This is a genomic window from Paraburkholderia lebeckiae (assembly GCF_050436325.1).
GTDB classification, from domain to species: Bacteria; Pseudomonadota; Gammaproteobacteria; order Burkholderiales; family Burkholderiaceae; genus Paraburkholderia; species Paraburkholderia tuberum.
Genome location: NZ_JBNDLZ010000002.1, coordinates 2094283 through 2119576 on the forward strand (window position 1 = coordinate 2094283; position 25294 = coordinate 2119576).

23 protein-coding genes and 1 pseudogene are annotated in these 25294 nt (G+C 63.2%); 13 read left to right on the top strand and 11 right to left on the bottom strand.

All coding sequences use genetic code 11. The annotated features are described in order from the left end of the window. Positions 1 to 8: 8 nt before the first annotated feature. Positions 9 to 1040, bottom strand: a complete 1032-nt coding sequence (gene tdh / locus OKW44_RS12760; protein ID WP_026226446.1) for an L-threonine 3-dehydrogenase — start codon at positions 1038 to 1040, stop codon at positions 9 to 11. 27 nt (positions 1041 to 1067) lie between these two features. After that, the gene (locus tag OKW44_RS12765; RefSeq protein ID WP_018424026.1) at positions 1068 to 2273 is read right to left on the bottom strand and encodes a glycine C-acetyltransferase; all 1206 of its coding nucleotides are present in this window, start codon (positions 2271 to 2273) and stop codon (positions 1068 to 1070) included. Positions 2274 to 2410: 137 nt separating this feature from the next. On the opposite strand from OKW44_RS12765, the gene OKW44_RS12770 reads away from it, so the two are divergent. From OKW44_RS12770 to OKW44_RS12780, 3 genes are all read left to right on the top strand, one after another. Beyond that, positions 2411 to 3058, top strand: coding sequence for a helix-turn-helix domain-containing protein (locus OKW44_RS12770; RefSeq protein WP_018424025.1), 648 nt, complete (start codon positions 2411 to 2413; stop codon positions 3056 to 3058). 67 nt (positions 3059 to 3125) lie between these two features. After that, positions 3126 to 3524 (top strand): DUF2471 family protein, encoded by a 399-nt coding sequence (locus OKW44_RS12775; RefSeq protein ID WP_018424024.1) that lies wholly within the window; start codon positions 3126 to 3128, stop codon positions 3522 to 3524. Between the two features lie 115 nt (positions 3525 to 3639). Then, on the top strand, positions 3640 to 4722 hold the full coding sequence (locus OKW44_RS12780) for a tyrosine-type recombinase/integrase (protein WP_018424023.1): 1083 nt from the start codon (positions 3640 to 3642) through the stop codon (positions 4720 to 4722). 69 nt (positions 4723 to 4791) lie between these two features. Here the strand turns inward: OKW44_RS12780 and OKW44_RS12785 are convergent, their stop codons facing one another. Beyond that, the gene (locus tag OKW44_RS12785) at positions 4792 to 6021 is read right to left on the bottom strand and encodes a DNA-binding protein (protein WP_018424022.1); all 1230 of its coding nucleotides are present in this window, start codon (positions 6019 to 6021) and stop codon (positions 4792 to 4794) included. A gap of 2026 nt (positions 6022 to 8047) precedes the next feature. Between OKW44_RS12785 and OKW44_RS12790 the strand changes: the two genes are divergently transcribed. Further along, positions 8048 to 9397 carry a replication initiation protein gene (locus OKW44_RS12790; RefSeq protein WP_018424020.1) on the top strand — a complete coding sequence of 450 codons (1350 nt, stop codon included), beginning with the start codon at positions 8048 to 8050 and terminating at the stop codon, positions 9395 to 9397. Positions 9398 to 9455: 58 nt separating this feature from the next. Here the strand turns inward: OKW44_RS12790 and OKW44_RS12795 are convergent, their stop codons facing one another. Together OKW44_RS12795 and parA are read right to left on the bottom strand one after the other, a co-directional pair. Next, complete coding sequence (locus OKW44_RS12795; protein ID WP_018424019.1) at positions 9456 to 10511, bottom strand: ParB/RepB/Spo0J family partition protein; 1056 nt, start codon at positions 10509 to 10511, stop codon at positions 9456 to 9458. A gap of 24 nt (positions 10512 to 10535) precedes the next feature. After that, on the bottom strand, positions 10536 to 11198 hold the full coding sequence (gene parA, locus OKW44_RS12800) for a ParA family partition ATPase (protein ID WP_013092840.1): 663 nt from the start codon (positions 11196 to 11198) through the stop codon (positions 10536 to 10538). Positions 11199 to 11924: 726 nt separating this feature from the next. Here parA and arsC point away from each other — a divergent pair. Beyond that, positions 11925 to 12284 (top strand): arsenate reductase (glutaredoxin), encoded by a 360-nt coding sequence (gene arsC, locus OKW44_RS12805; protein ID WP_018424018.1) that lies wholly within the window; start codon positions 11925 to 11927, stop codon positions 12282 to 12284. A gap of 54 nt (positions 12285 to 12338) precedes the next feature. On the opposite strand, the pseudogene OKW44_RS12810 reads toward arsC, so the two are convergent. Continuing rightward, positions 12339 to 13321, bottom strand: a pseudogene (locus tag OKW44_RS12810) (sulfonate ABC transporter substrate-binding protein). A gap of 248 nt (positions 13322 to 13569) precedes the next feature. Between OKW44_RS12810 and OKW44_RS12815 the strand changes: the two are divergent. Both OKW44_RS12815 and OKW44_RS12820 read left to right on the top strand, forming a co-directional pair. Continuing rightward, positions 13570 to 14946 (top strand): GntT/GntP/DsdX family permease, encoded by a 1377-nt coding sequence (locus OKW44_RS12815; protein ID WP_018424017.1) that lies wholly within the window; start codon positions 13570 to 13572, stop codon positions 14944 to 14946. A 33-nt stretch (positions 14947 to 14979) separates the two neighbouring features. Continuing rightward, positions 14980 to 15225, top strand: coding sequence for a DUF1272 domain-containing protein (locus OKW44_RS12820; protein WP_051103840.1), 246 nt, complete (start codon positions 14980 to 14982; stop codon positions 15223 to 15225). Positions 15226 to 15249: 24 nt separating this feature from the next. Here the strand turns inward: OKW44_RS12820 and OKW44_RS12825 are convergent, their stop codons facing one another. Both OKW44_RS12825 and OKW44_RS12830 read right to left on the bottom strand, forming a co-directional pair. Further along, positions 15250 to 15462: a zf-HC2 domain-containing protein gene (locus OKW44_RS12825; RefSeq protein ID WP_184004605.1), complete on the bottom strand. Its 213-nt coding sequence runs from the start codon at positions 15460 to 15462 to the stop codon at positions 15250 to 15252. Next, entirely contained in the window at positions 15443 to 16051 is a 609-nt protein-coding gene (locus tag OKW44_RS12830; RefSeq protein WP_018424014.1) for an RNA polymerase factor sigma-70, read from the bottom strand. Before OKW44_RS12830 ends, OKW44_RS12825 begins: the two co-directional genes overlap by 20 nt. Positions 16052 to 16516: 465 nt before the next feature. On the opposite strand from OKW44_RS12830, the gene OKW44_RS12835 reads away from it, so the two are divergent. Beyond that, positions 16517 to 16651, top strand: coding sequence for a hypothetical protein (locus OKW44_RS12835; RefSeq protein WP_018424013.1), 135 nt, complete (start codon positions 16517 to 16519; stop codon positions 16649 to 16651). Between the two features lie 153 nt (positions 16652 to 16804). Here the strand turns inward: OKW44_RS12835 and OKW44_RS12840 are convergent, their stop codons facing one another. Beyond that, positions 16805 to 17020 carry a hypothetical protein gene (locus OKW44_RS12840; protein WP_026226445.1) on the bottom strand — a complete coding sequence of 72 codons (216 nt, stop codon included), beginning with the start codon at positions 17018 to 17020 and terminating at the stop codon, positions 16805 to 16807. Positions 17021 to 17310: 290 nt separating this feature from the next. Here OKW44_RS12840 and OKW44_RS12845 point away from each other — a divergent pair, with 290 nt between their 5' ends. Further along, positions 17311 to 17865 (top strand): NADPH-dependent FMN reductase, encoded by a 555-nt coding sequence (locus tag OKW44_RS12845; protein ID WP_018424011.1) that lies wholly within the window; start codon positions 17311 to 17313, stop codon positions 17863 to 17865. Positions 17866 to 17968: 103 nt separating this feature from the next. Here the strand turns inward: OKW44_RS12845 and OKW44_RS12850 are convergent, their stop codons facing one another. Together OKW44_RS12850 and OKW44_RS12855 are read right to left on the bottom strand one after the other, a co-directional pair. After that, entirely contained in the window at positions 17969 to 19141 is a 1173-nt protein-coding gene (locus tag OKW44_RS12850) for a hypothetical protein (protein ID WP_018424010.1), read from the bottom strand. A 238-nt stretch (positions 19142 to 19379) separates the two neighbouring features. Next, complete coding sequence (locus OKW44_RS12855) at positions 19380 to 21674, bottom strand: hybrid sensor histidine kinase/response regulator family protein (RefSeq protein WP_018424008.1); 2295 nt, start codon at positions 21672 to 21674, stop codon at positions 19380 to 19382. A 603-nt stretch (positions 21675 to 22277) separates the two neighbouring features. Here OKW44_RS12855 and OKW44_RS12860 point away from each other — a divergent pair. From OKW44_RS12860 to hpnD, 4 genes are all read left to right on the top strand, one after another. Further along, a complete protein-coding gene (locus OKW44_RS12860) occupies positions 22278 to 22643 on the top strand; it encodes a response regulator (protein ID WP_018424007.1) in 366 nt (121 codons plus the stop codon). After that, positions 22636 to 23259, top strand: coding sequence for a chemotaxis protein CheC (locus OKW44_RS12865; RefSeq protein ID WP_018424006.1), 624 nt, complete (start codon positions 22636 to 22638; stop codon positions 23257 to 23259). Before OKW44_RS12860 ends, OKW44_RS12865 begins: the two co-directional genes overlap by 8 nt. Further along, positions 23256 to 24206: a sensor domain-containing diguanylate cyclase gene (locus OKW44_RS12870; protein ID WP_018424005.1), complete on the top strand. Its 951-nt coding sequence runs from the start codon at positions 23256 to 23258 to the stop codon at positions 24204 to 24206. The genes OKW44_RS12865 and OKW44_RS12870 overlap by 4 nt, the downstream gene beginning before the upstream one ends. Before the next feature lie 238 nt (positions 24207 to 24444). Next, the gene (gene hpnD / locus OKW44_RS12875; protein ID WP_026226444.1) at positions 24445 to 25293 is read left to right on the top strand and encodes a presqualene diphosphate synthase HpnD; all 849 of its coding nucleotides are present in this window, start codon (positions 24445 to 24447) and stop codon (positions 25291 to 25293) included. Position 25294 lies beyond the last annotated feature (1 nt).

A 25294-nucleotide genomic window follows, 5' to 3' on the forward strand; every position in this document is an offset into this window, starting at 1 on the left:
GTGCCGACTCAGGCAGAGGTCCAGTCGAGAATCACCTTGCCGCTTTCGCCGGAGAGCATCGTCGCGAAGGCTTCCTGATAGTCGTCGACCTTGAAATGGTGGGTGAGGATCGGCGACAGATCGAGGCCGCTTTGCAGCATCGCGACCATCTTGTACCAGGTCTCGAACATCTCGCGCCCATAAATGCCCTTGATTTCAAGGCCTTTGAAGATCACCTGGGTCCAGTCGATCGCGGTTTGCGCGGGTGGAATGCCGAGCAGCGCGATCTTGCCGCCGTGGTTCATCGCTTCGAGCATGCCCGTAAAAGCACTCGGCACGCCCGACATTTCGAGTCCGACGTCGAAGCCCTCGGTCATGTGCAGATCGTGCATGACGTCGCGCAACGATTCGCGAGACACGTTCACCGCGCGCGTCGCGCCCATCTTGCGCGCGAGTTCGAGGCGATAGTCGTTGACATCGGTGATCACGACGTTGCGCGCGCCGACGTGCCTGGCGATCGCCACCGCCATGATGCCGATCGGCCCAGCGCCGGTAATCAGCACGTCTTCGCCGACGAGGTTGAACGACAGCGCCGTATGCGTCGCGTTGCCGAACGGATCGAAGATCGCGGCGAGATCGTCGGAGATTTCAGGCGGGATCTTGAACGCGTTGAAGGCCGGAATCACCAAGTATTCGGCAAACGCGCCCTCGCGATTCACGCCGACGCCGATCGTGTTGCGGCACAGATGCCGGCGGCCCGCGCGACAGTTGCGGCAGAAGCCGCAGGTGATGTGTCCTTCGCCCGACACCCGATCGCCGATCGCAAAGCCGCGCACTTCCTGCCCCATCTCGACGATTTCGCCGACGTATTCATGGCCGACGTGCATCGGCACCGGAATCGTCTTCTGCGCCCAGTCGTCCCACTTCCAGATATGAATGTCGGTGCCGCAAATCGCGGTGCGCGTGATGCGGATCATCACGTCGTTATGACCGACTTCGGGCTTCTTCACGTCGGTCAGCGTGAGGCCCCGCCCGCGTTCGAGTTTTGCCAATGCTTTCATCTGCTTCTCCATTCGAATCACGCGCGATCACGCGGTGATGACGCCGAGCTCGCGACCGACGCGCGCGAACGCCTCGACGGCACGGTCGATCTGCTCCGGCGTGTGCGCGGCGCTCATCTGCGTGCGGATGCGCGCGCGGCCACGCGGCACCACCGGGAACGAAAAACCGATCACGTAGACGCCTTGCTTCAGCAGCGCATCGGCCATCTTTCCCGCGAGTTGCGCGTCGCCGAGCATCACCGGAATGATCGGATGTTCGCCCGGCACGAGCGTGAAGCCGAGCGCGCTCATCGCGCGGCGGAAATGCGCGCCGTTTTCGCGCACGCGTGCGCGCAGCTGCGCGCCTTCATCGCTGGCGAGCAATTCGAGTACCTTCAGCGACGCCGCCGCGATGCTCGGCGTCAGCGTGTTCGAGAACAGATACGGGCGGGAGCGCTGGCGCAACAGCTCGACGACTTCCTTGCGCGCCGCGACGTAGCCGCCCGATGCGCCGCCGAGCGCCTTGCCGAGCGTGCCGGTAATGATGTCGACGCGCGCCATCACTCCGCAATGCTCGGGCGTGCCGCGACCGTGTTCACCGATGAAGCCGACCGCGTGCGAGTCGTCGACCATCACCAATGCGCCGTACCTGTCGGCCAGATCGCAGATGCCGGCGAGGTTCGCGATGATGCCGTCCATCGAGAACACGCCGTCGGTCGCGATCAGTTTGAAGCGCGCGCCCGCCGCATCGGCTTCCTGCAGGCGCGCTTCGAGATCGCCGAGGTCGTTGTTCCTGTAGCGAAAGCGCTTCGCCTTGGACAGCCGCACGCCGTCGATGATGCTCGCGTGATTCAGCTCGTCGCTGATGATCGCGTCGTTTTCGTCGAGCAGCGTTTCGAACAGGCCGCCGTTCGCGTCGAAGCAGCTCGAGTAGAGAATGCAGTCGTCGGTTTGCAGGAACGCGGCGAGCGCCGCTTCGAGTTGCTTGTGCACGGTTTGCGTGCCGCAGATGAAGCGCACCGACGCCATCCCGAAGCCGTCGCTGTCGAGGCCTTGCTTGGCGGCTTCGATCAACCGCGCGTCGTCGGCGAGACCGAGATAGTTGTTTGCGCAGAAGTTCAGCACGTCGCTGCCGTCGGCAAGACGCACGTCGGCCGACTGCGGACTCGCGATCACGCGCTCGCTCTTGTAGAAGCCGTCGGCGCGGATCTGGTCGAGGGTGCCGCGCAAATGGGCAAGGTATTGGTCACGCATGAACGGGACTCCTGAGAGTGATGGCGCCCGCATTCGCATGCGCGCGGGAAGGGCGGCCTGTTATAGTCGGTTGTCAGCTTTATCGGATATTTTCGTTTTTCCGAACTAAAATCCGGTATATCGAACAACTCTAAACGATGGGTCAGGAAATGGCAAGTTCGGGTACACGCCGCGCCGCGGCCAATACGGCGCCCACCTCCGCCAGCGCGGCATTACCGCCGAATGCGGCGATTGCTGCGCCGCCGCGCGTCGGCGAACAGATTCAACGGCTGCGCGCCGGGCGGCGCATGACGCTCGACGATCTGTCGCGCGCGGCCGGCGTGTCGAAATCGATGCTGTCGGAAATCGAGCGCGACAAGGCCAATCCGACGATCGCGGTTGCATGGCGGCTGACCAATGCGCTCGGCGTAAGCCTCGATTCGCTGTTTGCGGCGCCGAAGTCGCCCGAGGCAATCGCCGTTTCCGGACCGCACGATATTCCTACGCTAAGCGGTCATGAAGCGAAATACCAGTTGCGTGTGTGGGGACCGATCGAGCTGGCCGGCAAGTTCGAGTGGTACGAATTGACGCTGCGGCCAGGCGGGGCCCTCGTGTCGAACGCGCACGAGCCAGGCACGCGCGAGCATCTGACCGTACTGCACGGCTCGATCGAAATCGAGGCGGCCGGCGCGACGAAGCGGCTCAAGGTCGCAGACACCGCGCGCTACGTCGCGGATGAACCGCATGCGATCCGCAACGTCGGCAAGAGCGAGGCGAAAGCGCTGCTGGTTGTGATTCACGGCTAGGCCGTTCGGCCAGGTTGCGCTCGATACTGTATGTTTGTACAGTATCAGGTGTCGATTGGAGCCGAGAATGAACAACCTGAAAACCGACCCTACCGATCAAACTCTCGCCGCGCTGCGCTTCCAGACCGCCGCGCGCGATCTCGAACATATCGTGCGCAGCATCGCCGCGCGCTACATCGTCAAGCAGGTGCCGCTCACGTGGCGTCTGCTCCATGCCATCGAAGCCGAGGCGCTGGCCGATCTCGGTTTTGCCGGCCGGCACGACGCGCTGATGCTCGGGCTGTTCCAGCGCCCGTCGGATCTGCCTTATCCAGAAACCGATGACGGCGTGGATTTCGGCACCTCCAATGCATTGCCCGCCGTCTTTGCGTTTGCCGTCAATGCGTACGAGGAAGCGGCGCGCCGGGCGGCGCTGCCACGGCCGGCCGATGCGCCCTTAAAGCGCGCCCGGGCGTGGGGCGGCTAATGGCGGCGCCACCTCGGGATGGCTCCGATCCTCATCCATTCCTCGCGGTCGGCCTTGCGGCGGTCAGCGCCTACAATACGCGGACCAAACGGTGCAACTAACGGAAGGATTGCTCATGTCACCTCCTCATCTGTCCGACCCCGTTCCCCGTCCCGCGCCCTCTACCGATCTGTTCGATCAGCAACGCGAAGACTGGCGTCGCGACCCGCAGGTCGCGTTCGATGCGTGGCTCGCGAAGCAGCACTTCCGTCGCTCTTCGGCGTTGGTCTATCAGGCGCAGTGGGGGCAGTTTCTCGATTGGCTTGGCGCGCGGCAACAAAGCCTCGCGACGGTCGACACGCCCGCGATCGCCGAATTCGTCGCCAGCCTCGAGATTCGCAGAACGCAGCGGATCCGCTATTTGCGGCTTATCGAGCGCGTGCTCGATCACGTGCGCGAGATCGAATCGGCGTCGACCAACCCGGCTCGCTTCATCGCTCAGGACGGGGAAGCCGCGTGGCGCAATGCGCGCGACAATGAGCCGACGGGGTTTCTCACGCATGCGGAACGCACTGCGTTGATCGCGCGGCTGTTCGCGCCGTTGCCGGCTTTGTCGACCGCGCAGCGCTGGAGAGAGCGACGCGATCGCGCGTTGATCGCGGTGTTTCTGGGCGCAGGACTGAAGACGGGCGAAGCGGGAGCGCTTACGGTTAGTTGCGTGAGAGAGGGCTCGCCGTGGGTCACGATCGAGTCCGCGAATCCAGTGCTGACGCGGCGCACGCGACTCGCGCCGTTCGCAACGGCGATTCTCGACGCCTGGCTAGCCGAACGCCAGCTGATGCAACTGGCCGGCAAGCTTGTGTTTCCCGCATCGCCGTCGGGCAGGCCGATGCATAAGGCCACGATGCTGCGCGCGGTGGATGCGCTCGTCGATGCAGCGGGGATTGCCACATCGCGCCAATCGCGCGCGAGTCCGCAGACCTTGCGCAACACGTTTGCGGCGGATCTTTTCGAAAGCGGGGTGGAGGCCGAACAGGTCGGACAATGGCTCGGCTTCGTGCAGGCGGTGTCCGCGAACCGGCTATATCGCGCGTGGCAAACGTGGATCGATCAGCAGGATTCGCCCGCGACAGAGGAGCCGGATCCAGCTTCGGCGCCGTTGGCCGAGCCCCGCCGTGACGGGCGTTTGACGCGGAAAGCGGGAGCCGGCGAGCCCTGAAGAACCTCACCGTCGCGGTCCCGAATTTCCTCACCTTTGAGTTTTTTCCGTTGGATTGGCCGCCTCTGGTTAACGCATCGCGTGGACAGAGCGGGACGACGGCGCGGTGGAGCCATCGTTCGACAGGAACTGGTTCACCGCCGCGAGCCTCGATTCGCCGAGGCCGGAAGAGTGCTCGCATTCCGGGCACAACAGTTCGAAACGGTGATCGACCTGCGACAGCTCCGGCTCACCTTCCTCGCATTTCGGGCATTTCGCGGGCAGCGTCACGTGGCCGTCAGCCGCGGTGCCGATCAGGCTCAACTCTTTGCTCGTGAGCCGCCCCTCAGTAACCAGCGAGCACAGCAGTACGGCGATGGCCGGATCGATGCCCTGCTGGCCACGCAGCGTGGCGACTTCTTTCGTCAGCGCGTCGACTTCGTCCGACTGCTCGCGCAGCTGCGCGTCGAGCCGATCGGCGCGTGCCTTGGCGGCGGCAATCTGCTGAATGAACTCGAATTCCTTGCGGCTCGCGTCACGCACGCCGGACTGATACGTCGCGGCCATGCTACGCAGCGAGTCGAGTTCGACCAGCATCGGCTTGACGCGCCGCTCGGCTTCCGCGACCGCATCCTTGATCTGCTGTGCATAGTGCTCCGTGCTTTGCCGTAATTCGACGTGCAACGCGTCGACCCGGTCGCGCAACGCAGCATTGGTGGTCTGTTCGTTTTCGAGCCGTTGCCGCAGCGCCTCGTTCTCCTGGTCGAGCCGGCGCGTGGTTGCCTGCATGCCTTCGAGGTGAACGCTGCCGTGCGTAGTCGCGCTCGATAACTGGGTTTCAAGTGCGCGAACCCGCTCCCACGCGGCTTCGGCGCGCGCTTCGCTGCGCCTGATGGAGTCGTCGGCCGCATCCCGACGAATTTCCGCCTCGCGTACGCGCAGATCTGCGGCGCTGATCTGCGCGCGGATCTCCTCACGTTCGCCATCGAGCGACGCTTTGGCCTGCACGACCGCTTCTTCGAATAGCGCGCCCAGCAGTTCGCCGGCGCGATCTTCGAGTGCCTTTGGTATCGCACCCGCTCCGACCTTGACCCGCGACACGCTGCGGATGCGCTCCCAGAAATGATCGATGTCCTTCGGGATGTCGCTCGCGCTGCCGGTTTGCGTGAGATCGCGAACGGCCGCCATCGATGGTCGGATGCCGAGATCGAAAAAGAGCCGTTTGCATGCATGCAGCGACAGATCCTGGCGGCGCACGCCCTGCGCACGCATTGATTCAAGCTCGTCGCGAATGGCTTGCCGCTCCTGATCCAGATTCATGTTTACCTCGATGTGGCTCGAATTGGATAGATCATAACAATTTACGTAGTGTTTGCTACCGATTTATCGGTGGCGAAGGGATTGGCGCATACCGACAGGCGTTTGCGTGCAAATTGCAATGGTAAACACGCGCGGACCGTTTTTCTCCGTGAAACAAAACGAAGAATAGCTAATAAGCCCTTGTATTAGAAGAATTTTGTTTGGTTCTCGCATGATCGCGCACTGTTTCACGATTGATCGGCAATGGCTGTGGGGTGTTGGGCCCGTGTTTCACGGGGCTCGCGGGTGCAAGGCTTGAGAGTAATAAAAATAAACACCTTTGAACCCTTGTTAAAACCGTTAACGACTCGGCAAACCCTTATCTGGCGGGGCTTTCAGCCCAGCGAGGTGAAGCTTTGCGGGAGACGTGGTGAGGGTCTGCGGGAAACTCGAGTGATGGGGTTCGGGAAGCTCGGTGAGCGGCTCCGGGAGGGAACGTGAGCGGGTTCAGGAAACGCCGTATACGTGGGGTCTGGGCAAAGGTGAGGTTTTGCGGGACTTCGCAGCCGCGAAGCACCCGACAGCCCTCGAAAGTGCCCGTTCGGTATGGCCAGCAGCAAGGTGAGGGCTTTCGGGAGGCTCGCGAGCGTGGTTTTTTGCCGGTTTTTTGGGGTGGATAACCGCTTTGGTGAGCCGTGGCGGGAGAAAACGTGAAACGAAGGTGAGATTTTTCGGGACGCGGGGTCCAATTTTGCTTTGTTTTTGAGCATCCAGACTGCTGAGGTGAGGTTTTACGGGAGCCAGGATGGATTTCGACACATCGATTGCCCGAAAGACTGGTCGGCGGGAACCGCTGGCGAGTGGAAAGGTGAGGGGATTCGGGGGAGCTGGCTTATCAGCTAGATCCGCGAGCTGATTTGGCCGGTGATTTCGTCAAAGGTGAGGCTTTTCGGGAAGGTCTGGATAGGGTTCTGCGCGTTACGGTGAGGAGATTCGGGACTGAAACGCGGGTTATCGGCCGGAGATGCCCGGCAACTGGCGATTTGCGAGCGTAGGTATACCGAGTCTCTGATTGCAGAGGTGAGTTTTTCCGGGAGATCCACGGGACACAATGAAAGTGCTGCGGTGCGAAAAAACGGGCTTAAGGTGAGGTTTTACGGGGACACCCGGTGGTTCAAATGCTAGGTGGGATTATCGCAAGTCACGGAAATCATTGGTTTTTTGCCTGTCCGCCAGCAAAGGTGAGAGTTTTCAGGAGTTCTTTGGGAGGGGGCGCCGTGGCCTCCGTAAACGTCAAAGGTGAGGCTTTTCAGGAGATTGCATTGGAGAAATGCGGTACTGGCGCGGCATGAGCGCGTGTCGTGTTGTGCCGTTCCGCGGTGCTACGGTGAGGTTTTTCGGGAGCATCGGAGCGGTGATGATTTGCCTGTGGTTGGATCTCCCCTTTTTCGGCAGCTTCGGACGAAGCTCGAGGTCGAAACTGGGTGGTTAATGCTGGCAGGTTCTCGGCGGTGAAGGCTGAATCGTCAGCGGAGGCACCAAGCAATCGAATGGCGCGCCCGACGACAGGAAGCTTGATGCAGCGACAGCAGGGCTGACGGGGCGCCTGTCGCTGGCCCACGCCGCCTTGCGGGTCCAATACCGTGCGGGCATTCCATCTATTGATCCGGACTGTGCGTCGGCCAGCAGCACGCGACGATCGACGAAACGATCGCGAGGCCGCACGACAAAGTCTTCACCCGCCCCGGACACCATCCGTTTGCACGAGGTTCTCGAAAAAATCCGCGAAAATTTTCGAGGTGAGGAGATTCGGGATCACATGCTCCCAGTTGCCGCACGCGGCGAAACGAGCCGGCTTCGCAAACGCCGCGACCGGCAAGGAGAGCCCGATCCTGGCGGCACGCACACGAGGTGAGGGTTTTCGGGAGTTGCTCGAGGTGAGTTGCGCTTCGTAAACTCGCTTCACCGGCAATGGTGAGATGGGCGCTATAGACGCATATCACCACAGCCGGTATGCTCTCGCGAAATCCCCTCCTCACCTCGACGCATGGCTACGAAGCGCGCGAAAAAGACCGATGTTGTCAGCCCGAGCTCGGCTGAGCTGCGCAAAGCCGTCGAGGCGATCGCGATCCAGCCCAAGAGCGGCAAGATCACGCTGCTCACGCGCAAGCTTTTTAACGTGTTACTCGCGGTGGCCCAGCAAGCGGATGAGTCGGGCGACACCTATCGGGCGCTTCTGTCCGACATCGTCGCCAATTCCGCGTTCGATTCCAATGACACCGCGCTCGTCAAGGAGCATCTGCGCCGCATGGTGTCGGTGCAGGTTGAGTGGAGCACCGGCACGTCGAGTCAGAAGCCTGGCCGCAAATGGGGTATTTCGACGCTGATCGCGGACGCTGAAATTCTCGAAGATCCGACCACGCGTCGCGTCTGGGTCGAGTTTTCGTTTGCGCCGAAGATCAAGAAGAAACTGCTCGATCCGGTTCAGTATGCGCGGCTGAGTCTGCAGTTCCAGAGTCAGCTGCGCAGCAGCGCGGGCCTCGCACTCTACGAGATCTGCGTGCGCTACCTGACCAACCCCAGCCACCTGACGATGCGCGAGACCTGGGAATGGTGGCGGCCGATTCTGTCGGGCACGCCGGATACCGAAGCCGGCGACGAGGCGAAGCGCGAGTACAAGTATTTCAAGCGCGACTACCTGCGCCCGGCCATCGCCGAGGTCAACGCGGTCACGAACATTTTTGTCGAGCTGATCGAGCATCGCGAGGGTCGGCGCGTCGCTGAAATCCAGTTCCGCGTGACCGAGCGCAAGCAGCCGATGCTCGCGCTCGACGAACATCCGAACGTGTTCGACAGCACGCTGGTCGACCGGATGGTGAAGATCGGCATTCCGCTCAAGGAGGCGCAAACGCTTTACGCGGACAGCGAGGAGAACCGGATCCGCGCGGCGCTGCAGATGACCGAGCAGCGTATGCGCAGCACGTCACTGCCGCCGGTGCGCAGTGCGCCGGCGCTGTTCAAGGATGCGTTGAAGAAAGGCTATGCGCCGCCGGTCGAGGCGCTGCCCGCGGGTGGCGGCACCAGCAAGGCCGCGGCGTCGCCGGCCGACGATCTGAAGGCGCGTCTGCTCGGCGAATACTCTGCTTACCGTCGCAAGCAGGCCTACGAGTTGTACAACGAACAGGGCGAGTCGGAGCGCGATATCGCGCGACAGTCGTTCGAGGAAGAAGAATTGCCGGGGCTCGGCACGCACATGCGCGACGACTGGCGGCGTCGCGGGCTCGAGTCGAAGATCGTCGAAACGGCGTTCTTCGACTGGCTCGCGCGCAGGACCTGGGGCGAACCGACCGACGGCGATCTGCTCGCCTTTACACTGAGCCAGTCGCGCGCGGCCTGATGGGTCGATAACTGCCTTTGAAATCCAGGCGGCGGTGCATGCGCACCGCCCTCACGTCTTACTTCAGCATCTTCTCGATCTGCCGCAGGATGTCGTCGCGCTTTTCACGCGTGAGGCCTTTCAGGCGCAACTCGAGCCGGTCGTCCCCATACGACTTCAGATCGCCGACCGACACACCACCAAGCTTGATTTCCAGACGTTGCGCGTAGCGCTGCCGGCCCGCCGGTTTGGCGCTTTCCTGCGAGGTCGCTCGGCCTTTGACGATGTCGGCGACCTGGCGTGTGCTCAGATCGTCGGAAAGGATCCGGTTGATCAGTCGCAGTGTCGCCTCCGCGCCGCGAGCCGTGTGGTAGCGGCCCACCTGATACGCCATGTTCGAGCCGAAGCGGTCAGGGCGCGCGACCATCTCCTGCATCACGGTTTCCGGGAGTTTGGCGATGGACAGCGCGACTGCGACCGTCGATTCGTCGAGGCCGAGATGTTCGGCCAGTTCCTTCTGGCTCTGGAAATGTCGCTCGTCGAGAAAGCGTCGCCACACGACCGCGTTGTCGAACACCGTCTGCGAGTCGCGCTGCACGTTGAGGTCGTAACCGAGCTTGTAGCTTTGGATGCCGATCGGCAGATCGATGACGATCGCTTTCACCGACTCCTTGTTCGCTTCTTTCAGCGCGCGCACGCGTCTGCCGCCGTCACTGACGAAGTAGGTGCCAGGGTTGTCATAGTCGGGAATGACGTGAATCGCCTGCTGCTGCCCCTGCTTCGCCAGATTGACGGCAAGCTCCGCAATCGACGACTTCACATAGAAGTGCCGTGGATTGAACGGGCTCGGCTTGATCGTTTTGAGCGCCAGTTCGACGATCTGGCCGGGACGATAGCCGTGCTCGAGCCTCCAGGCGCGGTAGGCCGCCGATTCGTTGTCCGGATCAGGAATCTCCGCGTCTTGCAGACGCGACGGCAAGACGCCCGGAATCGGACGCCCGGCGATCACGGGAGTTTTCGGCTCGTTTCTGACGAGGCCGTCGATCGCATTCAGACGGTCGAGCGCGGTGCGCTTTTCGCTGCTGGACGTGTCAGGACGTGCTTGAAAGCCTTTGGCGAACTGGGACGGTTTCATTCAGGGTCCTTTATGCGCATAAATTCACGGGAGCAAGGCGGCGATCTCGTTGGCGCACGCCCGTACTTCGAGTGCGGCGAGTTTCGCGCCGCGGTCGTTCATCTGAAGCACCGTTTGCCCTAACGCCATTGCCTGCTTGTAGGCTTCGCGCGTGGGAATCTGGGTCTTGAGGAGAGGGAAGCCGAGTTCTTCGAGCGCGCGCTTCAGTTCGCGCGTCAGCATCCGTTTCTCTTCAGTCTTGTTGAGCAGGAACACGGCTCGCAGGTCTTCGTTCATGACCTGCGCTTGCTGGACCAGCTTGACGAGGCCGATGCTCGACCAGTAATCGGCAGGGGACGAGGAAGTTGGGATCACCGCGACACTCGCCGCGAGCAGAACGACGCCGGAGACTTTTTCGGTGATGGACGGCGGGCAGTCGACGACGATGATGTCGTAGTCAGCCACAAACTTCTTGATCTCGCGATGGATCTGGCTGCCTGCTTCGGATAGGTTGACGACGGCGAATGGAATACCGATGTCGCCGTCGGAGGCAGCACTGGCCCAGTGAATCAGAGTGTTTTGGCCATCCGCGTCGACGACGAGAACGCGTTTGCCTTTCTCGTGAAATGCAGCGCCGAGATGCATCGCGATGGTGCTCTTCCCGACCCCGCCTTTCTGCTGTGTTACCGCGATGATTTCTGCCGCCAAATTTCACCTCCTTTTTTAGACGCAAATGGATTTTACCTGGTTGAATTGCTATTTCAAATGATTTGCGTAAGCGCGGTTCTTAAATTGGCCATTCGGCAAAGGGTTTATGCGCATAAAGAGGCACCGGACGTGTGCCCGGGTCTTGCGGGATATCAGAGCAAGCGTGGATTGGGGCTTAAGGGTTGCTGATCGCTGTCTTGCGGCGGCAAAGGGAAAGTAACGAGTGCTCGCGTACTGCGTGCACAGTCGTCGGTGACTGTTCGCGATTATTCTCGGGCCGATGTGCTGGGAAAAGGAGCGCACGCATCTGAGCGGCCAAAGGGGTGAGAGGCGCCAGACTTTATGCGCATAAAGTTCACGTGCCAATTGGCCCGGAGGGACGATTCGTCGTGAATTCGTCCGACACCGATTCTCCGCAGACATGGCGGCAAGCGTCAAGCGTGCGTCCGGTGCTTCATCAGCGGGGGATATAGGTTGTCGCTTGAATCGCGCCCGCGCGAGCGAATCGCAGGCGCGACTAGAACTCAGGGTCAGCATTAAACGGTTCCCACTCGCCCCGAAGGCGGCGTGGGTTTATGCGCATAAACCGACCCACCTCGCCGATGGTTCAAACAACGCGGATGCCGCGCAGTCATCCCGCGCCACGTCATCAAGTCACCCGCTAAAATTCCCGAACCCTTCTAACCGTCACAGCAACCTTCAACGGCGTAAGCCCCGCATCCAGCCATGATCACCATCTACCACAACCCGCGCTGCTCCAAATCTCGCACCACCTGCGAACTCCTCGCGAACACCTACAACCCCGCAAACGAAGCGACGGAAATCGTCGAATATCTGAAGAAGCCACTCACCGTCGCAGAGCTTGAGAAGCTCAATGCTCAACTCGGCTGTCCCGTCCGCGAAATGATCCGCGATACCGAGGCTGAATATAAAGAGCTCAATCTTGCCGACACGTCGCTGACGGACGCCCAACTCTATGAAGCATTGGCGAAGCATCCGATTCTGTTGCAACGACCGATCGTCGTCAGAAACGGACGGGCTGTCATCGGCCGACCGCCGGAAAATGTCGCCGCGCTTTTCGCCTGATCGCGCAACCGTCGAAGTAAAACGATGTGGGCAATGCGGACTCGAACTGCTGCGCTAGGCTTTACCGGACAGCGCGGCATCCTTGGTCACGATCTTCGTCGGGATCAGATGCAGTTCGGTGAACGTATCCGCGATGCGCTGTTGTTCCGCAAGTACGTTCGCGTCGACGGGCTTGTAGATATGCGCGTAATGCCGCAAGCCTGATTCGATCACGCTCGCGTCGAGCCCTTGAATTGGCGCGAGTTGGGCGGCGGCCTCGCTGTAATGGCCGCGCACCCACTCCCCTTCCTTGCCGACTTCATCGATCACGATCGCAAGGACGTCGCCGTTCCGTTGCGCGAAGGGCCGCGCGCTCAGAAAGAACTGGTGGTGACTCACGATACCCTCGGCATCGGCGAGCTGCCGCGCGTTCGTTTGCCGCCTGGCGGCTTCGAGGAACGGATCCCAGATCGCCCACGCATCGACCGCACCGCGCTCGAAGGCCGCGCGTGCATCGGCGGGCGGCAGATACACGGGTTGGATCTCGCTGAACTTCACGCCGTTCTTCCGCAACGCGGCGACGAGAAACCAGTGCACATCCGAGCCCTTGTTCAGCGCAATCCTCTTTCCTTCAAATCGGCCAAGGTTTTGATTGGCGCGTCCGGATGCACGAGGATGCCTTCGGCGTGCGGCGTCGGAATTTCATACGCCGTGTAGACGAAATTGGCACCCGCGGCCTGCGCGAAGACGGGCGGCGCTTCGCCCACATAGCCGAAATCGATCGCGCCGACGTTCAGCCCTTCCAGCAATTGCGGCCCAGCCGGAAACTCGGTCCATTCGACCGTGATGCCAAGTGGCGCGAGCCGCTTTTCGAGCGTGCCGTGCGCCTTCAGCAATACCAGGGTGCTTGCGGCTTTCTGATATCCGATGCGAAGTTCTTTTGCATGTTCATTGGCGGCAAATGCGGCGGTGGAGAAGACCGGCAACGCGGCGGCGGCCAGCGTTGCGCCTACGCCGGCCAGAAACGTACGGCGCGTCAGCAGCGGATCACGGGACATGAGAATACTCGTCGAAAAAGAATTTAACGGACGCCAAAATATGGTCCGATTGGCTCCGACGATAATTCGTCTGCGGGCCTGGACGAACCGATAAATTCGCATAAGCAAATCATGCGGCAGTCGCGAAGCATTGCCCAAAGCCCAACCTTTCCCCTCCCGCTACAATCGACCGGCAAAAACAAGCGGCCGCGACCACCAGCTCGCGGCTGCATCGATCGACTGCAAACGAAGAGAGGAAAAAAACCGCCGTGCCTGTAACGACAACGCTGACACCGTGGGCCGCCCACGACACCCAACTGATCCTGTCGTGCGCGCTTGGACTAGCACTGATCATCATCTTCATCAGCGTGCTGAAGCTCGCGCCGTTCCTGTCGATCCTGGTCGGCACCTTCGCGGCGGGCTTCACGGCCGGCCTGCCGCTCGAAGCAGTCGCGAGCGCGTTCAGCAAAGGCGCCGGCGCGTTGCTCGGCGACGTCGGCATCATCATTGCGCTGGGCGCGATGCTCGGTGCGTTGATGGCCGAATCGGGCGCCGCCGACCGGCTCGTGTCGACGATCCTCGCGCACTCGACCCCACGCACGCTGCCGTGGATGATGGCCGTCGTCGCGCTGCTCATCGGCCTGCCGCTGTTCTTCGAAGTCGGCCTCGTGATGATGGTGCCGATTATCTTCGTCATGGCGCGTCGCGCGCAGCAGCCGATTCTGCGCATCGCGATTCCCGCGCTCGCCGGTATGACCACGCTGCACGCGCTGCTGCCGCCGCATCCGGGTCCACTGATCGCGGTGAGCGCGTTGCATGCCGATCTCGGTTTGACGCTCGGCCTCGGCCTGATCGTCGCGCTTCCGGCGGTGATCCTCGCCGGTCCGCTGTATGGCATCTGGCTGTCGAAACGCATGCACGTCGTCGAGCCCGAAGAAATGGGCAAGCTGTTCACCGCCGAGCAGAACGGCTTCGAGCCGCCGGGCTTCGCGATCTCTCTGATCACGATCCTGCTGCCTGTCATTCTGATGCTCGGGCGCACGGTCGCGAAGCTTCTGCTTCAGCCCGAAACGTTCCACTTCAATACGCTGAATTTTCTTGGCGAGCCGCTGATCGCGCTAGGCCTCACCGTACTGTTCGCGGTGGTCGCACTGGGCTGGTCGCGCGGCATGGCGCGCGAGCGCGTCGGCGGCATTCTGCGCAAAAGCCTGCCGCCGATCGCCGCGCTGCTGCTGACGATCGGCGCGGGCGGCGGCCTGAAGCAGGCGCTCGTCGTCGCGGGCATCAGCACGACGATCGGCAAGATCGCGGTCGGCGCGCATATGCCGCTGATTCTGCTCGCGTGGTTGATCGCCGTCGCGCTGCGCCAGGCCACCGGCTCGGCGACGGTCGCCACGACGACGACGGCCGGCATCGTCGCGCCGGTCGTTGCGGGCCTCAGCACGACGCACAATTCGCTGATGGCGCTCGCGATCGGCGCCGGTTCGGTGTTCTTCTGCCACGTGAACGACGCCGGCTTCTGGATGGTCCGCGAATATTTCGGACTCCAGCTTAAACAGACTGTACTGGTGTGGTCGGTCTTGCAGACGATCGTATCGGTCGTCGGTCTCGCGTTGACGCTCGTGCTATGGAGCGCGTTGACGTGAGCACGGCGCGCGCGACAGCCTCACTCACTTGGGCTGCGTATCGACGCGCGCGCAGAGGAACGCGCGCGCAGAACCACGTTCTGCGAGGTCTGCGCGCTGACGAGGCTGCGCAACGTGTGTCCGAATTGCGGCGGCAATTTCGCGCATCGGCCGATTCGCGCCCGTGCGCAACTCGCCAAACATCCGGCGCGTGCCGATGCGCATCCTGTCGGCATCGATGAAGCATCGCATGCTCGCTTTTTCGAACGCTATCGCGACGTGCCGATCGGCGAGCGCTGAACTGCGGTGTGGCAGAGCGGCAAATCACTCGTCGCCGCTCACCTTTCCATCCACGTTCGCCACTCCGCCCGCCACATGCGCGGCGACCCGCAGCAGGCGGATCTGTTTGCGATAGTTCCGGCACCCGCTGCAGGTCGGCAGATGCAGGCGGATCGCGAGCCATTCGCCAGTCGACAGGGAGCGGTCGAGCGCATCGGATAGCAGCCGCGTGATGTCCTTACATTTCCCCATTCGCATCCTCGCTGGATAGGCCTTTTTCGCTCAGGCACGTGCGCAGCCGCAGCCGCGCGCGATAGATCAGCACGCTGCAATGATTCGCGTTGATCTGCAGTTCGGCGCAGATCGCCGCGATGTCGAGGTCGAGAAACTCCCGCATCATGAACACGCGTCCAATGTGCTCGGGCAAATGCTCGAGGCACATCTCGAACAGCGTCCAGAATTGCTGCTGGCGAAATGCGGTTTCGGGTGTCGGCCACGGACGCGGTTTGGTTTCGCGCGACCAGTGGCCGTTGTCCTTGAAGAGCTCGCGATCGAGCAGCGCCTCGCCGTCGAGTTCGGCTTCGAGCGCCGACAGATTGACCGTGCGCTGGCGCGCGCGCAGCGTGTCGACGAGCTTATGGCGCAGGATGCCGAACACCCAGGTCTTGTGCTCCGACTGCGCGGCGAAACGCGTGGCCTGAGTCCACGCGGCGGTCAGCGCTTCCTGCACGGCGTCCTCGGCGGCCGCGGCATCGCGCAATTGCAGACGGGCGAAGCGCACGAGATCACGCCGCAATTGGGCGAGATAGATGGGATCGTCCAGCGAGGGAGCGCCTGGCTGCGTCACGGCATGCTCCGTCGCTGGGCTGTCGGCCGCGGGCTGCGCTGCGCGTGTCTTCCTGAAACGTCGTGATTCATGAGCAGATGGTCGTCCTCGCACGGTTTGCGGATGCGTGCGCCATTCTCCCTCACGTTCCTGCCCTAGCGAATCGGTATCGAACATATGCCCCTTGGCAATCGATGCCTGAGGAGCTTCGTCGCGCGGCGCGGCCGCTTATGACACCGGAAATTAATTGTTGCAAGAAATGATATTTCGAGCCTGCGCGCGACAAGGCTGTTGGATCGCCATACGGGCCGGTCAACGCGTCGCGGTCGACCACCAATTCAACGCAACCGCACAATAGCGATTATTTCAATTTATAAAATAATGTCTTCTCATCTTCGCTGTTGGTGGACGCGGGCCCGCTCGCTATTCTTCACGCCATCGATCGCATCAGATCGCGCAACCAACACACAAACGAGGACGCACACCATGAAACGCATTTTCTCCGCCCTGATCGCTTCGGCCGCGCTGTTCGCAGCGGCCTCGGGTGTCGCTCACGCCGACGCTCCGGCTTCGACCTGCAACGGCCCGGCGTCGTACTGCAACGTATTTTTTGGCAACTGATCGCCACGTCGAAATGCGCAGCAAGGAAGCATGAGAAAAGGGCGCCGGCAGGGCGCCCTTTCGTATTCAAGTATTCAACATTCGGCCTGCATGGGGATACGGCGGCGTCAAGCGGCCCGTTCTAGCTACGGCCGACGGACAAACGCGCGAGTGCTAGCGGCTCGGCGCCTTCCCTCCGCCATCGAGTCCGGCGCCCGTGCGCCACACCTGTTTGCCTCGTTCCGACAACTCGCCGCAGCTATGCGTGGCATCGGCTTCGACGCCGTCGACGGCCATCTCGCCGCCCGCCGGCTCCTGCGCGCGCTGCCGCGCTTTCTTGCGCGCGGCGACCGCTTCGTCGTGGGATTTTCCTGCGTAGTCGAGACTCATGATCCGGTCCTCCAGAATGTCGATGGTGTCCATTTGCCTCAGATCGCCCTGGCCCGAAGGCATGCTTGATTGACAAGGCAAAAGTCCCACTTATCCACAAGGTTATTCAGCGAATCTGTGGATAACTTTTCGAGCCGCGAGGTTATCCACCGACAGGTACCGCAAAAACCCTTCCCGATCCGCTATTACCTGGCCAAATCCGCCAGGGCCTGGGCGTTTCGCGCGGCTTTTGCCTATGATGGACAGTTCGTACTCTCTGCGCGTCGAGCGCCTTACCTGAGGAAGCGAACATGGCCTATCACATTGCAGTGGTCGTCGGCAGCCTGCGGCGGGATTCGTTCAATCGCCAGTTGGCTCAGGCGGTGATTTCCCTTGCTCCAGCCGATTTCACCTTCGAATACATCGATATCGGCTCCTTGCCACTGTACTCCCAGGACTACGACGCCGACTATCCCGAGGCCGGCAAGAAGCTCAAGGAGCGTGTGCAAGCCGCGGACGGTCTGCTGTTCGTGACTCCCGAATACAACCGCTCGATACCGGGCGTGCTGAAAAATGCGATCGACTGGGGTTCGCGGCCGTGGGGCACCAACTCGTGGGCCAACAAGCCCGGCGCGGTGATCGGCACCTCGGTCGGTGCGACCGGTAGCGCGCTCGCTCAACAGCATCTGCGCAACGTGCTCGCCTATCTCGACGTCGCGACGATGGGGCAGCCCGAGGTGTTCATCAAGCACGATCCAGCGGTGATCAATGAAAAAGGCGAGATCGTCAACGACGGCACGCGCAAGTTTCTGCAGACGTTCATGGACCGCTACGTCACATGGATCAAGCGGCACGGGGCGGTGTAGCCGAGCCTCGCGCCGCTGACCGCGTCCTGACCATCCGCCGAAGCAACGCGAACACAGCGCGCGCCGCGTAAGGCGGCCGCGCTCGTGTCGCTCGGCGCATCGCCTACACGTGGTGATGGCCGGTCACCCGCTCCCAGCCGTGACGCACCGCGAGCTTGAAGCGGTCCCACGTGCTGTCCGGCGACGTGGTTTCCCAATGGCGGCGTGCTTCGGGCTCGATCTCATCCCACGGACGATTGCGGAATCGCGCGTCGCGAGCGATCTCCGCGCCGTAGCGATAGGCCGGCACATAGTCTTCATAGCGCGCGTTCGCGGCGGCGTACTGCTCGTCGTAGTGCGCGCGGAAATCTTCTTCGTATTCCAGATATTCGTTCGGCATCTGGGCGCCGGGACCGGTGCCCGGCTGCCCGCCTTCGGGGACGATGTCGGACGGCGGCTGCATCACCGCGCCCGAACCTGGTACCGAGCCGGCGGCGATTGCGCTGCGTCCCGCATCGCCGGCGAGCGGATCGGCGATGGGTTCGTTGACCGGATCGCTCATCGGCCGTTCGCTGATCGGCGGCGGCGCGAACGGCTTGGCGGCGGCGCCGATGTCCGGCGGCGGCATGGCGGTCAGCGGATCAGGGCGCGGGTTGGCGGGAGGGGGCATGGTGTCGGGTGCGCTCGTACCGGTCGCCGAAGTGGCGCCCGTCGCGCCGGCGATTCCGGTCGATTCGGTCATGGCCGCCGCGCCCGTTGCGCCGCTGCTCGAACTCACGCCCGCCGCCCCTGGTGTCGCGGTGGTGTCGCGCATCCCGGGCGTCGCACCCGCCTCGGTCGTTACGCTCGACGTGCGCGGCGTTCCCGGCATCACCGCGCCGATGCCCAGCTCATCGAGTATCGAGTGATCGCGGGCGGTGGCGACCGGCGTGTCCGCTTCGGGCGGGCGGTCGCCGATATCCGTCGCGCCGAGCCGCACGAGCGTATTGCGCGCCAGCTCCGCATGCGACTCGCTCGCCGCGTGGACGCACACGAGCACCGCACCGCGCCGCATCGCCTCGGCGTAACGCGCAGTGTCCGATGAGCGCGGACCGGTCGAGAACAGGCTGGCAAGAAAGCGCTCGATATTCGCGAGCACGCCCGCGTTGGCGACTTCGCTGGTGGCCGAGCCAACCGAAGGTTCGGCGTTCGCCTGCAACTCGATCTTCTCGCGCGCAAAGCCGGTTTGCACGAGCGTGTCGCGGGCGGTTTCGGCCTGCATGTAAGTGTCGAATAAACCAATCACGGTATGTTGCATGGTTGTCTCCCGACATGTTCTGCTGGAACGGGCGGCGCTCGCGGCGTCGTCCCCTTGTCGTCTGCGGGCACGCAACCTTCATGCCCCCGCATCGCCGCGCGGCGGCGCCGCGTCCCACGCGCGGCGCCGCGCTGCCCGGCGTGCTACGCATGACGCGGGCTCACGATGAAAAAAGCGCGGCGTGTAAGCGCCGCGCTTTTTACAAGGCCTGGTAAATGCCGCCGACATGTCGTCGACATCAGGTATCGGCCGGATGCGTGGCGGCATCGTTGCTCGTTTGCACGGGGTCGTGCTGGATCGTTTCGAGCAGTTGCTCCAGCAGTCCGATATCGAACGGCTTGGACAGCACGCGCACGTTCGCGTGCCGCGCGCGGTCGAGCTCTTCCGCGTAGCCGGTGACGAGGATGACCGGCAGCCGTGGGTCGAACCTGAGCACCGCTTCGGCCAGATCGATGCCGTTCATCTTGCCGGGCATGTGGATGTCCGACAGCACCAGATCGAACGGCAGCGGCTCGCCGGTGCTCGCGCGCTTCGCGCGGCCGTCGTCGAGTACACGCAGCGCCGTATCGGCGTTGAACACGCAGGTGACCTGATGAGCCATCATCTGCAGCAGCGCCTCGGTGCCGGCGGCGACTTCTTCGTTGTCCTCGACGAGCAGCACGCGCAGACCCTGCGGCACGCCGCTTTCGGTCGCTAGCGCTTCTGCAGGTCCGGCCGTGTGCGGCTCGCTCGACGCGCGCGGCAGATAGAGCCGCACCGAGGTGCCCGCGCCGATCGCGCTGTCGATTGCCGCGAGCCCGCCCGAGCCCTCGCAGAACGCGAAGACCTGCGGCAATCCGAGTCCCGTACCCATGCCTTTGGGCTTGGTCGTGAAAAGCGGCTCGAACGCGCGCGCGAGCACGTCGGGCGCCATGCCGGCGCCGGTGTCCTCGAGCGACAGTTGCACGAACTCGCCGGTCAGCGGAAAGCCGTCCTCGTGACGGAACACGACATTGCTCGCGCGCACCGTGAAGCGCCCGCCGTTGGCCATCGCATCGCGCGCATTGACGGCGACGTTGATCAACGCGAGCTCGAGCTCGGCGACGTCGACGCGCACCGGCCAGGTATCAATGCCGCTATTGATCACGAGCGACACCTTCGCGCCGAGCGACGCGCGCAGCAGTTCGCGGCACGACGGCAGCCAGCGTTCGAGCGACAGCGTCTCGGTGCGCAGCGGCTGCTTGCGCGCGACGCCGAGCAGCTGCCGCGTCAGCGACTGGCCGCTCTTCAGCGCGCGTTCCATCGCCGACAGTTCTCGCTCCAGTCCGCCGACGCCGCGCCGTCGCACGATCTGCACGTTGGCCGACAGGATCATCAGCAGGTTGTTGAAGTCGTGCGCGACGCTGCCGACCAGCGTGCCGAGCGCTTCCATCTTGCGCGACTGGCGGTACGCGGATTCAATCGAGCGGCGCATCGATGCCTCGGCCTGCCAACGCTGCCACGCTTCCTCTTCGGCGCCGAGGCGGCGCAGCGACAGCCAGATCACGCACCACAGCGCGATCGACGGCGTGAACATCGACAGGACCAGCACGCTCAGGTGCTTGTACCAGGCGGCCCAGATCGCCGACGTGCGATAGCCGCACAGCACGTAGACCGGATACGAGCCGATGTGCCGGAAGGCGACGATCAGGTTGCCGCCGGCGAAGCTCGAGCGCATCCGCACGACGCCGGAGCGCTGCCCCTGCCTGACCGCTTCGGCGAACGGCGAATCGGACGCAAGCGCGGTCGGCTCGCGAGGGCCGCGCGGGTAGTGCGCGAGCACCGCGCCGTCGGTGCGCACGAGGCTCATGATGATTGGCGTAGCGTCGCTGCTGCCGAGCAACTCGCGATAGAACGCGTCGAAATAGCTGGGCCGCAGCGCGATCGACACGACGCCCGCGAACGAGCCATTGGGCGCCTGGCGCTCGACGCCCATGTTGAACACCTGTTCGCCGCTCACATGCCCCGTCATCACTTTCGACACGCGTTCGAGCACGTTGCCGTCGCGGATGCCGACGAAATCGTCGCGCTGGCCGATCGAAATTTCCGGCGACGGATACAGGCGGCTGCTCACGAGCAGCGCGCCCTGCTGGCCGAAGATCGACATCGAGGCCACCTGCGGATAGCCGCCGCCCATCGTGCGCAGCTTGTGGTGAATCGTGTGTTCGCGCGCGCGGATGCCGTCGTCGTCGAGGCCTTCGGTCAGATCGACGATGCGCGAGTTCAGCGTCTCGTTCATGTCGAACACCTTCAACGCGTGTTCTTCGGCGACCCGCACCGTGCGCAGCGCCAGATCGGTCGCGTCGGCCTCGCGCGAGCGCAGATCGGCGAATGCCATCGCCGCGACGTAGACGAACGGCAGCACGATCGCCGCGACCAGCAGCGCGATCAGCGTGATGCGACGCACCTGGAAATTCTGTTCCGGCACGGCGGGAAACGACGCGTCGTCCTGCTCGCGGGCAGGACGACGCGGAAGACGGCCCGCGCGCGCGGAATCGACCCGGTCTGATGTCATTGTCGTTGACGCGAAAAGTCGTTCGGATGTGGCAGCCCCGTATCGGGCCGTTGCCGGCACCATGCCGCCTTCTGAACAAGCATAGACGCAGCACGGAATAATTTGCCGCAAAGCGTTGGGGATGGGCGTCCGCCGTGCCGGCCGTTCTTTAAGAGCGGCTTTAAAACAGCGACGAATCGGGAAGCGCAAACGTACACAAAAGGATAAAGATAAAAGAATGTCCGCCCCGACGATAGATCTATTTCTGAAATTCGCCTAGCAGAGAAACAGATCGTTACCGTCAGCGATTCTGGCGAGTTGCTTTTGCGCGACTTTACTTCGACAATCCTCGCCACGATAAAAAGCCGTTGCCACCTCTGTGCGCCGGATCGTCAAGGTTCGCCAAACGCGTCCTGCTGCATTCGCACCCCTCTCGCCAAAGGCAATAGCAATTCGACAGGCGCCACTGTACCTGGTCGCGCATCGGTCGGCATCACGCGAAGGAGTGCCACCCTCCGCTGTCGTGACGAACGAAATACGCACACAACCAGGCGCGGAAAGCGCGCAGACGAACCAGCCGATTCCTTTATCCGACCCGCCCAAAACGCCCGACCCACCGTTGCCATGCTGCCCATTGTGATCGCCGACGATTCGCTGCTCGCCCGCAAGTTGCTCACGAAGGCACTGCCGCCCGACTGGGCAGTCGACGTGTCCTACGCGACGAACGGGCACGAGGCGCTCGCGCTGTATCGCGAGGGCAAGGCATCGGTGATGTTCCTCGACCTGACGATGCCCGACATGACCGGCTACCAGGTCCTCGAAGCGTTGCAGCACGAGGACCTCAACACCTTCGTGATCGTCGTTTCCGCCGACGTGCAGCCGCTCGCCCAGCAGCGCGTGCGCGAGCTCGGCGCGATCGCGTTCATCGCCAAGCCGGTGACGCCGGAGGCGGTCCTGCCCATCCTCAAGGAGTACGGCTTGTATGTCTGAGCCCGCCTTCACCGAAGACCAGCGCGACGCGCTACAGGAAATCGCCAATCTCGCGATGGGCCGGGCCGCGACGCGGCTCGCGGGCCTGCTCGATTCGTTCATCGAGCTGTCGGTGCCGCGCGTGCGGATGGTCGAGGTGAGCGACGCGGCGCGCACGCTGCGCGAGATGACCCATATCGACGACACGGTCAGCGCGGTGCGTCAGGGCTTTCGCTCGGACATCAAGGGCGAGGTGCTGGTGATCTGCCGCAGCGACAGCATCGCGCAGCTGTGTTCGCTCGTCGGCGACCCGTACGCGCGTTCGAGCTACGAGGAGATCGGCGAGCGCGAACTGATGCTCGACGTCGCGAACCTGCTGTCCGGCGCGTGCGTGTCGTCGATACTCGAGCAGCTCGGCCGCACGCCGGTGTTTTCCGCGCCGGGCATGCTCGGCGACACGCTGACGCTCGACGAAGTGTTCCAGCCCGGCGTGCTGCAATGGCAGGTGGCGCTGCTCGTCGAAGTGAATTTCGCGCTCGAACATCAAAGTTTTCGCGCGCATCTGGTGATGCTGATGGCCGAAGAATCAATCCGACACATGAATGAAGCGCTCGATGCGCTGCTGTCCAGTATATGAACGTCTCCGTGGAATCGTTGAGCGACCTCGTGGTCGAGCGGGTCGGTTTTGGCATCTTCGTGCTCGACCGTGAACTGAACGTGCTGATGTGGAATCGCTTCATGCAAGACCATAGCGGCCTGTCAGCGGAGCAGGTGGTCGGCCACTCGATCTACCAGAACTTTCCGGAGCTGCCGCGCGTGTGGCTCTCGCGCAAGATCGAGAGCGTGTTTCAGCTCGGCAGCTTTGCGTTCAGCTCTTGGGAGCAGCGCCCGTATCTGTTCAAGTTCGATCACGACCGGCCGATCACCGGTGGGGTCGACTTCATGCAGCAGGACTGCACGTTCATGCCGCTGATGCGCGGTCGTGAGGTGGTGGCCGTGTGCGTGACGATCTCCGACGTGACGCATGTGAGCATCGTGCAGCGCGAACGCGAGGAGGCGGTTGCGAAGCTGCAGGAGTACGCGAATCGCGACGGACTGACCGGTATCGCGAACCGGCGCTTTTTCGAAACGCGGCTGCGCGACGAGTTCACGCGCTGGCAGCGCTACGGCGGCGACATGTCGATGTTGCTGTTCGACCTCGATCACTTCAAGAAGATCAACGACCAGTTCGGTCATGGCGTCGGCGATACGGTGCTGCGTGTGATGGCGCAGCGCGTCGCCGGCGTGGTGCGCGCACAGGACACGTTCGGGCGCTTCGGCGGCGAGGAGTTCGCGCTGCTGCTGCCGTGCACGCCGCTCGACGACGCGATGCTGGTGGCGGAGAAGATCCGTCGCGTGATCGAGGAAACGCCGGTCGAGCTGATCGGCACTAGCGTGCCGGTCACGGCGAGCCTCGGCGGCGCGACGGCGCGCGCCGGCGTGCCCGCCTATGACGTGCTGATCAACGAGGCCGACGCGGCGCTGTATAGCGCAAAGCGTCAGGGCCGCAACTGCGCGGTCGCGTTCCGGCTCGCGGGAGCCTGATTCGCTAGCGGGGGCGGTGCGGTCGAGCCCGTCGCCCCGCGCCCGGCTGCCTTCCTTCCTGTCCCCCTTTTGACCGGCGAAACTGCGGTCACCGGCAAAGATTGCTATACTTTTCGCCGTTTCCGGCCGCCCAGCCGGATGTTTCGCGCGTGTCCGCGCGCGCGGGCCCACTGCCCTGCGGGTTGGCATAAAAACCTTTTTGAACGCCTTTCAGCGGGCGCCTCCAGCGGAGATCGTCTTGGCTGTTTCCAATCTTGTCGTGGACGATACTGATATCGACGCCGCTACCGCCACGTCCGGCAGCTCGTTTTATCTTGCGATGCGCATCTTGCCGGCGGCGCAGCGCGATGCGATGTACCAGGTCTACGCCTTCTGCCGCGCCGTCGACGACATCGCCGACAGCGACCTGCCGCGCGCCGAGCGCGCGGCCGGGCTCGAGCAATGGCGTGCCGACATCGACGCTTGCTACGCCGGCCAGCCGCGCGTGTCGCTGCGCGCGCTGACGCGGCACATTCACACGTTTCATCTGCAACGCGAGGATTTTCACGCAATGATCGACGGCATGGCGATGGATGCCGCCGCCGACATCTGCGCGCCCGACGACGCCACGCTCGACCTCTATTGCGACCGCGTCGCGAGCGCGGCCGGCCGTCTGTCGGTGAGGATATTCGGGATGCGTGACGAGCCGGGCCGGCTGCTCGCGCACCATCTCGGCCGCGCGCTGCAGCTCACCAACATCCTGCGCGATATCGACGAAGACGCCGTCATCAACCGCTGCTACCTGCCGCGCGAGCTGCTCGCGCGCGAAGGCATCGCGGCCACGGACCCGCGGCAGATCGCCGACGATCCGACGCTGCCGCGCGTCTGCGCGACGCTCGCCGAGCGCGCGAAGCAGCACTTCGCCGAGTCCGACGCGATCATGGATCGCGAGCCGCGCGCTCGAGTGCGCGCGCCGCGCATCATGTCGGGCGTCTATCGCGTGCTGCTCGAGCGCACGCTGGAGCGCGGCTTCGACGTTCCGCGCACGAAGGTCAGCAAGCCGAAACTGCGCCTGCTGTGGATCGTCGCGCGTTACGCGCTTTTCTGAA